This is a genomic window from Nonomuraea sp. NPDC049784 (assembly GCF_040659615.1).
GTDB lineage: Bacteria > Actinomycetota > Actinomycetes > Streptosporangiales > Streptosporangiaceae > Nonomuraea.
The window spans coordinates 1-8,839 of sequence record NZ_JBFAMX010000437.1; the positions used below are offsets into that span (position 1 = coordinate 1).

Consider the following 8,839-nt stretch of genomic DNA (forward strand, 5'->3'; position numbering starts at 1 on the left):
AAGCAGCGCAACCTGGTCGAACGCTGTATTGGCAAGCTCAAGCAATGGCGCGCCATCGCCACCCGCTTCGACAAACTGGCCACCCGCTACCTGGCAGGCGTCATCATCGCCTCGCTCATGCTCTGGCTCCGGCACGCCGAATTGTCAGACACTCCCTAGGTCCCTAGCCCGCCTGCGACAGCGCGACCTTCGGCCGCAGATCAGGCGGCTCCTCGAGGTCGGGTCTCACCGAGACCCAGGCTCGTCTGCCGTACAGCCGGTCCAGGCCGGGAGAGGCCGCTCCGGGGACCTCGTCGCGCCTGACGATCTCCACGATCACGAACTGTGCGCGCCGGCGGTGCCGGTAGACGTTCGCGCTCCTGGCCCAGCAGGCCGCCGCGATCTCCTCGCTGTACGCCTCGAACTCCTCGGCGCAGATGCCGGCCCTGGTCATGATCAGTGCTTTCTCGCCCGTGGTCGTCGGCGTGATCCACAGGATCAGCGGGATCCGCCCCGCCCTGGTGTGCATTGTCGTCTCCAGGCAAACCCGCTGCAGGCGGTGCCTGGAGACCACGCACCAGAAGTGGCCGGCCACCCAGTTGCGCCCCGTCCTGGTGGCGGCCGGGACGGAGACGGCGCTTGTCAGCAGGACGAACGGCCACCACCGGCCCTCCTGCGTGGCGCCGAGCAGGGTCAGCGTCAGCAGCGCCAGCGCGGAGAGCAGCATCAGCTCGGTACGGATGCGCCAGAGCCTGACCAGCGGCCCGCCACGCCCGGCGGCGGGAAGGTCCTCGTTGGCCGGGTACATCTGGTTGCGCGGGTTCCTCGGCACGTCAGGACACCTCCTCCGTCACGCGGTGTGGCACGCTGAGCTGGTCAAAGCGTGGGTCACGGTAGCGACGGGAGCCGAACCCCGTCCTGGTCACGGTCCAGCCGATGTGGTGCGCGAATTCGTCCGGCTCCATGCAGATTTCGCGATCGGTCCATGCGATGAGTTCCCGGATCCGGGACTTGATTCGGCCGAGTCCCTTGGTACCTTGTGAGTACATGAGAAGACCCCTTTCGCGGCATTTTCAGAGGTGGCTTCTTCGCCGGTCCGACGGCTGATGACCGGTCTCGCCGCAGGGTGGCAGCCCAAATGCGGCGCGCTGGTGATCAGCCTCGGCCCGGCTTTTTACATGCTCGAATGAGCGGACAGTCGCTGAGTTCTTCAGACGATTACGAGATCCTTCCGGCAAGTGGCCTCCCTGGCGCAGAGTTTCGTTTCCGGGACGGCGACGTTGCCGGCGAGGCGGCCCGAGCGGGGCCGCGCGATCTTCGACGGAAGACCCGATGCGTACGGCCGTGTCGTCATTCGCGGCCTCCTCACACCCGAGAGCCCTCCTGTAACCGATCGTCCCCCGAGGTGCGCGATGCTGCAATACATTCAGCAAGGGAAGATTTAATTTTCTTCACAGTTGCTGTGCAACTTGCACGAGAACTGTCAGGCCGACCGAGGTCAGGAGGACTTCCGCCTTGCACCCACCCCTACGTGGAGTTTGTCTTGCCCCTAGGCTCGTCTCATGTAAGCCTTCAGGCAAGGCTTCGCGGCACTCTACGTGCAACTTGCAGTGTAAGATTGGGCGAACGGCCCAGAAAGCCGGGCCCCAAACGACCCCTTCCCGTTACACCTTCATTCCCAACAAGGAGAGTGGACGGTGCCATCGCAGCAGGGCAGTCCGACAGTGCGCAGGCTCCGGCTAGGCCAGGAACTGCGCCTTCTCCGGGAGCGAAGAGCGCTCACCGGTGCCAAAGCGGCCAGGGAACTCGGCTGGTCCGCGAGCAAGGTGAGTCGGATCGAGGCGGCCAAGACCATGCCGAGCGCCGACGACATCAAGGCCATGGCCGGGCTCTATCGCCTCGACGGGGCGAAACTTGACGAACTCTTCGGCCTGTTGCGGGACGCGGAGCAGCGGGGGTGGTGGGAAGATTACGAAGACACTCTGCCTGAGGAGTACACAAGATTCCTCGGGCTGGAGGCAGAGGCCACTCACCAGCGCAACTGGGAACCCCAGGTCGTGCCCGGGCTGCTGCAGACCGAGGACTACGCCAGAGAAGTGATCCTGGCGACTCGCGGCATCTCGCGCATCACGCACAGCGGTGTCAGGAGCCGGGTCGAGGCCCGGCTCGACAGACAGCAGCGCGTGCTCCACAGGGCCGACGCGTGCGTTATGAACGTGGTGCTCGACGAATCGGCGCTGATGCGCAGGTTCGGCGAACCGGCGGTGATGTGTGAGCAGATGGAGCATCTCCTGGAGATCTCACTCCTGCCGCACGTCAGCGTCCAAGTCCTCACCCTGGACGCACTTCATCCGGTTAACACCGGTGCGTTTATCCACCTGAAGTTTTCCGCTTTTGATGATGTTGTGTACCTGGAACAGTTGTACACTGCTAACTTCGTCGAGGACCTCGAACGAGTAGCTGGATACGAAACGGCTTTCGATAACATCCGGTCGGAGGCCTTAGACGAGGACGAATCACGAGTCCTTATACAGCGTAAAGCCATGCTTTGGCGACGTTAGCGACGAAAACCTCAAAAGGGGCAATGAGGCCCCTTTGCGCATTTGGGGAGAAAATGTACGACCACACTATGACGGCAGCCTGGCGGAAGAGCACTTTCTGCAACGGCGCATCGACGTGCGTTGAGGTTGCCCCCCTGGCCGACGGCAATGTCGCGCTGAGGGACAGCAAGGAGCAGGACGGACCCGTCCTGGTCTTCACTCCGGCCGAGTGGGCCGCCTTCACCGCCGGGGTTCGGGAGGGCGAATTTGATCCGGACACACTAGCTGTCAGTGCGTGATGAACGGCCCTGGTGCCTTGTGCCAGCAAGTCGACCAGGGCCGTTACCGAAGAGGTATCGGACGCGCCCCATCACTTACATCGCCTACCGTGGCAGGCGCAGAAACCTGCACATCATGGCAAGCGCAGCCAGGATGTGCAAGCTTGGTGCGCCCTTGATCGAGGCCGCACCGGATCCGCCCTCCGAGGAGTGCGAGTAACCCACAGCTTGCCATGACCGCGTGTCCCCATGCCGTCACATTTCCTTTATTGCTCTCCGGTTTTGACCAGGAGATGGCATGGAAAAATGGACTCTCCCCGACCGTGGATCGCAAAATCGCTGCCTGCTCCAGATCGCGCGGTTTTTGAACACGGTGCCAGGCACGTCGTATGGCGTGGAAATCGAAATCGATGGCCCACGGGTTATTCCGTCTCCGAATCTGTCTATCGCCCTCGCGGACGATCAGGCGCGAATCGTTATGCTGACCGTACGGCCGACGGACAATGGCTACCCGACTGGCGAATGGCAAATTCAGGTCTACGCAGTTCGCGACGTGCGGACGGCTGAAATCGAGGTCTGCGCGTTCCGTCACGTGCCGCAGGGCGTGTGGGACGGGTTGGCGCAAGTGGTCTACCCCTACTGCGAGACGCCTAAGAAACGATTCCCGCGGCTCAGGCTCTTAGGAAGCTGGATCCACTCCCACGTATGGGCCAAGTTCGTGCTCCCTGTCGTGGTCATCGTGGTGGCAACCGGGCTGACGGTGTGGATCGGCTGGAAGGGCTGATGGCCAAGTGGCGGCGCGTTCCCCTGCGAAGGGGGACACGCCGCCACCTGGCCAGGAGACGCCCAAGCCCTGGCCGACTGCTCACCAGGTCCAAGTTCAGGCCTGTGCCGGTACGCGGCGCCGTACGAGGAAGATCGAGCTCAGCCCCGCGATCACGGCCAGGCCGGCCATGGCGAAGGAGGACGTGAGGGCGGCGGAGACCGTGCTGTGGCCCTGGCTGAGCGTGATGAACAGCGTCCCCACCGTGGAGACGCCGATGACCTGCCCGAGCTGCATCACGGTGAGCAGCGCGCCGCTCGCGTCCGCCGCGTACGCGCCGTCCACCTGCTCGGTCGCCATGTTGGTCACCGCGACCTGCACGCCGAGCCCGGCGCCGACGAGAGCGCTCATGATCGCGTACGGGAGACCGCCACCGGCGGCGAGCCCCAGGCCCAGGTAGGCGGGTGCGGCCACCACATAGCCGAAGGGCACCAGCGGGCGCTGCAGGCGGGCGGGCAGTTTCGGCCAGCCCAGCCCGACGAGGCCGAAGGCCAGCGCGCACGGCACCAGCATCATGCCGGAGGCCAGCGGCGTCAGGTGCAGCTCGCCCTGCAGGTGCAGGGCCGAGGTGAACAGGAACGCGCCCCAGGTCGCCGGGCCGAACAGCAGGACCGCCAGCCCCGGCCGCATGCCGGGCGCGCGCAGCACCTGGGCGTCCACCAGCGGACGGCCACCGCGGGCGGTCACCCACCGCTCGATGCGGACGAAGGCCACGAACATCGCCACGCTCAGCGCCATCGAGATCCAGCCCCACAGCGGCCACCCGAGCTCGCGGCCCAGCACCATCGGCACCACGAGCAGGAGCACGGCAGCCGACAGGCTCACCAGGCCCCACGGGTCGAGGCCCGTCCTGCCGCCGCCGTTGTCGGCCGGCAGCACCTTCAATCCGGCGCCCAGCAGGAGCGCGCCGATCGGGACGAGCACCAGGAACACGATCCGCCAGCCCGCGCCGATGCCCAGCAGGATGCCGCCGAGCGCCTGGCCGACCACGATGCCGCCGCTGATCACCAGGGACCACAGGCCGATCGCCCGGCCCCTGGCCGCGCCCTGGTAGTTACGCTGGATCAACGTCAGGACCTGCGGCATCATCATCGCCGCTCCGGCGCCCTGGAGCAGGCGGAAGACCACCAGCCAGCCCGTCGAAGGCGCCAGGCCCGCGCCGAGCGTGGTGACGGTGAAAAGCGTGAGCCCGCCCAAGAACGCGTTGCGGTAGCCGAACAGGTCGCCGAGCCTGGCTCCGGTGATCAGCAAGACGGCATAGACAATGGTGTATCCGGCGACGATCATCTGCAGCCCGGCGCCTGAGGAGTGCAGGTCGGACTCAATGGTCGGGGTGGCCACGTTGACGATGTTGACGTTCAGGATGGCCAGGAACTGCCCCACGAGGATGATCGCAAGGAGCAGGCCGCTGGCTCTGGTCCCTTCCTGTGGTGTGGTGCCCACGGAAGGGGTGATGGCGGCAGTTTGCGTCATGTGGATCAGTCTGCCGGGGATCCAGTACCAGTAACGAGAGCCCATTTATACTGGTATTGAGGCTAACTGGCTAAGATCTGCCGCTTCGCTCCATAGTGGAGGTATGAGCGTGACAGAAGCAAGGCGTACTGATCTGTCGGCGTTCCTGCGCACTCGTCGCGAGCGGATCACCCCGGAGATGGTCGACCTCGCGCCGGGCCCGCGCAGGCGGACTCCCGGCCTGCGGCGCGAGGAGGTCGCCCAGCTCGCCGGCGTGGGCGTGACCTGGTACACGTGGCTGGAGCAGGGCCGCCCGATCAACGCCAGCACTCAGGTGCTGGACGCCATCTCCCGCACGCTGCGGCTCGACAGCGCCGAGCGCCAGCACCTCTACCGGCTGGCCGGGCACGCGGAGACGATCGCCGGCGATTCGGGCCACGTGACGCCCGAGATGCAGCAGATCCTCGACCGGCTCGGCGACATGCCCGCCTGCGTGGCCAACAGCCGCTGCGACGCCCTGGCCTGGAACGCCGCGTACGCCGCGCTCTTCCCCGAGATGGTCAACGCGCCCGAGGGTGAGCGGAACTCCCTCTGGCACACCTGCCTCACTCCCAGTCCCGCGACCCTGCTGCTCAACCGCGACCAGGAGCTCTCGCGGGCCGTTGCGGTCTTCAGGGGCGCGTACGGCCGCCACGCGGACGACCCGTGCTGGCAGGACTTCGTGCGCCGGCTCAGCTCCGAGAGCGCCGAGTTCGCGCGGATGTGGGCCAGGCAGGACGTGGCCGAACCAGGGCCGAGGGAGAAGGCGTTCAAGCACGTGGAGCTGGGGGAGCTGCGCTTCAGCACGACCAGCCTCACGGCCGTCCCCGAGATCCGGCTGATCGTCTACACGCCGATGGACGATCAAACTTGGGATGCAATGCGTAGATTGATGGATAAGTAGCCGCCTGTGCGGCATTCCGCCCCTTCATGGCATGCTCGATCCCTGAATGACAGGATTCGAGCGGAAGTGGCGGCAGATGAGATTCCCCCGTGCCCTCCCGTTGCTCGCTGTCGGCGTGTCGCTGGCGGCCTGCTCCTCGGCGCCCGAGAAGGAGCCGCAGAGCAAGCAGGTGGACCACCAGGTGGCCGTGTCGCCGACGGCGAAGCCGACGCGGGAGCGGCGCCCGTACACGATCTCCTTCGGCGGGGACGTGCACTTCGAGGGAGGGTTGCGGGGCCGGCTGGCCAACCCGGCCACGGCGCTCGGGCCGATCGCCGGCGTGCTCCGCAAGGCCGATTTATCGATGGTGAACCTCGAGACGGCGATCACCACAGGGGGGACGCCCGCGCCGGGGAAGCAGTTCACGTTCCGGGCGCCGCCGACCGCGTTCGGCGCGTTGAAGGCCGCCGGGGTCGATGTCGTGTCCATGGCCAACAACCACGGCATGGACTACATGGAGACCGGGCTGGCGGACTCGCTGGCGGCCATCAGGAGCAGCAAGTTCCCCGTGGTGGGGATCGGTAAGGACGCGGCGCAGGCGTACAGGCCGTTCCGCAAGATCGTGAACGGGAACAGGGTGGCCATCATCGGGGCCACGCAGGTGCTCGACGCGGAGTTCATCCAGTCCTGGACGGCCACCGCCGACAAGGGCGGGCTCGCCTCGGCCAAGGACGAGGCCAGCCTGTTGAGGGCCGTACGGCAGGCGCGCAAGAACTCCGACACCGTGATCGTCCACCTGCACTGGGGCACCGAGATGCAGAAGTGCCCCAACCAGGCACAGCTCTCGCTGGCTCCCAAGCTGGTCCAGGCAGGCGCCGACGTGGTGGTCGGCGGGCACGCGCACATCCTGCTCGGGTCGGGGTATCTGGACAACGCGTACGTCAGTTACGGCATGGGCAACTTCGTCTTCTACAACTCCACCCCCGGCACCACCGGTAGGACCGGCGTGCTGACGCTGACCATCAACGGGCGGAAGGTGCTGAAGGACAGCTGGACCCCGGCCACCATCCAGGGGGGTCTCCCCATTCCGATGACGGGGCCCGCGCGGACGCAGGCCATCGTGGACTGGAAGGCGCTGCGTACCTGCGCCGGGCTGGCCGCGCGACCCTGATCGATCTATGCTGCTGGACGAGACGTCCAATAGGAGGTCGCGATGCGGCGAGTTGAGTCAGGTGCGGCCTTCGAGGGGCGGCTGGTCGTCGTCACGGGGGCGGGGTCCGGGATCGGGCTGGCGACCGCGCGGGCGTTCGCGGCTCATGGGGCCGAGGTGGTGTGCGCGGACATCGACGCCGACGCCGCGGCGCGGGTCGCCGACGCCATTGCCAAGGATCTCGGGGGTACGGGGCACGCCGCGCAGGTCGATGTATCCAGCAGCGATCAAATGGAAGATCTTTCGCGAAATATCATCGCTGAATATGGCGTGCCGGACATCGTCGTGAACAATGCTGGGATCGCCGTCGCCGGGCCATTCCTTGATCATACGGTGGACGACTGGCGTAGGACCATCGACGTCAATCTGTGGGGTGTCATCCATGGGTGCCGGCTGTTCGGGGCCGCCATGGTCGAGCGCGGCGAGGGCGGGCACATCGTGAACGTCGCCTCCCTGGCCGCGTTCGCGCCGTCGCGGCTGCTGCCCGCGTACTCGACCTCCAAGGCGGCCGTGAAGATGCTCAGCGACTGTCTCAGGGCCGAGCTGGCCGGGCATGGGATCGGGGTCAGCGTCATCTGCCCGGGATTCATCTCCACGCCGATCGCGAGCCACGCCACGTACGTGGGTCCGGACGTGCGCGAGGCGGCCGTGCGGGGGCTCGCGCGGCGCGGGTATCCGGCCGAGCGGGTGGCCGCGCACATTCTGCGAGCCGTACACAGAAATCAGGCCGTTGTGCCGGTCAACCTGGAAGGCAAAATCGGATATGCCCTGTCCAGGATTTCGCCGGCGGCCATGCGCGGGCTTGCGCGATGGAGCGGGATCATGGGAAATCGAGGAATTGGGAGGTAAGGATCGCCTCCAAGGGAGAAGATGAATCCGTGTCCTCGCCGCAAATAGATGATGATTGCGCCCAGCCCAAGGCACTCAGGCGGCAGCCGGCGCAGCGCCGCAGCGCCCGGCGCGTGGAGCGGATGCTCGACGCGTGCGCGCAGCTACTCGACGAGACCGGATACGACGCGCTGTCCACCACCCGCATAGCCGAGCGGGCCGGCGTGGCGATCGGATCGATCTACCAGTTCTTCCCCGACAAGCGGGCCATCACCCAGGAGCTCACCCGGCGCAACGTCGAGGAGTTCGTCCGCAGAGTGGACCGCAGGTTCCTGACCGAGGAATATCGCGGCTGGTGGGAGGCCATCGACGCGATCATCGACGAGTACGTCGACATGCACAGGACCGTTCCCGGCTTCAAGAGCCTTCACTTCGGCGATGTCGTGGACCTCAACCTGCTCGACTCCGACTCCGACAACAACACGGTGATCGCGGGCCGGCTGCGCGGGCTGCTGCTCAAGGAGTTCGGGCTGGCCGACAGCCCTGAGCTCGACCTGTCCGTGCTGGTGGCGGTCGAGGCAGGCGACGCCGTGCTGAAGCTGGCCTTCCGCCACGACCCCGGGGGCGCACCGGAGATCATCGACGCCGCGAAACAGCTGATCCGCGGCTTCCTGGCCCGGCAGCTGAAATCCTGGTCCCCGCGTTAGTCCCGCTCGAGGTCCCCGACTTCCCTGACCAGCCCGGCCAGCCAGCCCGGCAGGCGCTTCCCGCGCTCGCCGAGCGCGGCCGCGGGCACCTGCTGGAACC

General features: G+C 66.4%; 10 protein-coding genes and 1 pseudogene. 8 read left to right on the plus strand and 3 right to left on the minus strand.

Annotated elements, in window-relative coordinates:
* A pseudogene (locus tag AB0J09_RS46770) lies at nt 1-159 on the plus strand (IS5/IS1182 family transposase); the annotation flags it as partial.
* A 4-nt stretch (nt 160-163) separates the two neighbouring features.
* On the opposite strand, the gene AB0J09_RS46775 reads toward AB0J09_RS46770, so the two are convergent.
* Both AB0J09_RS46775 and AB0J09_RS46780 read right to left on the minus strand, forming a co-directional pair.
* A complete protein-coding gene (locus AB0J09_RS46775; RefSeq protein WP_360706484.1) occupies nt 164-811 on the minus strand; it encodes a hypothetical protein in 648 nt (215 codons plus the stop codon).
* Between the two features lies 1 nt (nt 812).
* Entirely contained in the window at nt 813-944 is a 132-nt protein-coding gene (locus tag AB0J09_RS46780) for a hypothetical protein (RefSeq protein WP_360706486.1), read from the minus strand.
* A 732-nt stretch (nt 945-1,676) separates the two neighbouring features.
* Between AB0J09_RS46780 and AB0J09_RS46785 the strand changes: the two genes are divergently transcribed.
* From AB0J09_RS46785 to AB0J09_RS46795, 3 genes are all read left to right on the plus strand, one after another.
* The gene (locus tag AB0J09_RS46785) at nt 1,677-2,540 is read left to right on the plus strand and encodes a helix-turn-helix transcriptional regulator (RefSeq protein WP_360706489.1); all 864 of its coding nucleotides are present in this window, start codon (nt 1,677-1,679) and stop codon (nt 2,538-2,540) included.
* 53 nt (nt 2,541-2,593) lie between these two features.
* Complete coding sequence (locus AB0J09_RS46790) at nt 2,594-2,818, plus strand: DUF397 domain-containing protein (protein ID WP_360706492.1); 225 nt, start codon at nt 2,594-2,596, stop codon at nt 2,816-2,818.
* A 277-nt stretch (nt 2,819-3,095) separates the two neighbouring features.
* Nucleotides 3,096-3,581 (plus strand): hypothetical protein, encoded by a 486-nt coding sequence (locus AB0J09_RS46795; protein WP_360706495.1) that lies wholly within the window; start codon nt 3,096-3,098, stop codon nt 3,579-3,581.
* 96 nt (nt 3,582-3,677) lie between these two features.
* Here the strand turns inward: AB0J09_RS46795 and AB0J09_RS46800 are convergent, their stop codons facing one another.
* Entirely contained in the window at nt 3,678-5,093 is a 1,416-nt protein-coding gene (locus AB0J09_RS46800) for an MFS transporter (protein WP_360706498.1), read from the minus strand.
* 103 nt (nt 5,094-5,196) lie between these two features.
* On the opposite strand from AB0J09_RS46800, the gene AB0J09_RS46805 reads away from it, so the two are divergent.
* From AB0J09_RS46805 to AB0J09_RS46820, 4 genes are all read left to right on the plus strand, one after another.
* Nucleotides 5,197-6,015 carry a helix-turn-helix transcriptional regulator gene (locus AB0J09_RS46805; RefSeq protein WP_360706501.1) on the plus strand — a complete coding sequence of 273 codons (819 nt, stop codon included), beginning with the start codon at nt 5,197-5,199 and terminating at the stop codon, nt 6,013-6,015.
* Between the two features lie 76 nt (nt 6,016-6,091).
* On the plus strand, nt 6,092-7,165 hold the full coding sequence (locus AB0J09_RS46810; protein WP_360706504.1) for a CapA family protein: 1,074 nt from the start codon (nt 6,092-6,094) through the stop codon (nt 7,163-7,165).
* A gap of 42 nt (nt 7,166-7,207) precedes the next feature.
* Nucleotides 7,208-8,053, plus strand: coding sequence for an SDR family NAD(P)-dependent oxidoreductase (locus AB0J09_RS46815; protein ID WP_360706506.1), 846 nt, complete (start codon nt 7,208-7,210; stop codon nt 8,051-8,053).
* Nucleotides 8,054-8,082: 29 nt separating this feature from the next.
* Nucleotides 8,083-8,739: a TetR family transcriptional regulator gene (locus AB0J09_RS46820; RefSeq protein ID WP_360706509.1), complete on the plus strand. Its 657-nt coding sequence runs from the start codon at nt 8,083-8,085 to the stop codon at nt 8,737-8,739.
* Nucleotides 8,740-8,839 lie beyond the last annotated feature (100 nt).

Excerpts from the sequence above, each read along its gene's own strand:
- AB0J09_RS46780 (WP_360706486.1), bottom strand. The coding sequence starts at position 944 with ATGGAGCCGGACGAATTCGCGCACCACATCGGCTGGACCGTGACCAGG.
- AB0J09_RS46790 (WP_360706492.1), top strand. The coding sequence starts at position 2,594 with ATGTACGACCACACTATGACGGCAGCCTGGCGGAAGAGCACTTTCTGC.
- AB0J09_RS46795 (WP_360706495.1), top strand. The coding sequence starts at position 3,096 with ATGGAAAAATGGACTCTCCCCGACCGTGGATCGCAAAATCGCTGCCTG.
- AB0J09_RS46800 (WP_360706498.1), bottom strand. The coding sequence starts at position 5,093 with ATGACGCAAACTGCCGCCATCACCCCTTCCGTGGGCACCACACCACAG.
- AB0J09_RS46805 (WP_360706501.1), top strand. The coding sequence starts at position 5,197 with ATGAGCGTGACAGAAGCAAGGCGTACTGATCTGTCGGCGTTCCTGCGC.
- AB0J09_RS46810 (WP_360706504.1), top strand. The coding sequence starts at position 6,092 with ATGAGATTCCCCCGTGCCCTCCCGTTGCTCGCTGTCGGCGTGTCGCTG.
- AB0J09_RS46815 (WP_360706506.1), top strand. The coding sequence starts at position 7,208 with ATGCGGCGAGTTGAGTCAGGTGCGGCCTTCGAGGGGCGGCTGGTCGTC.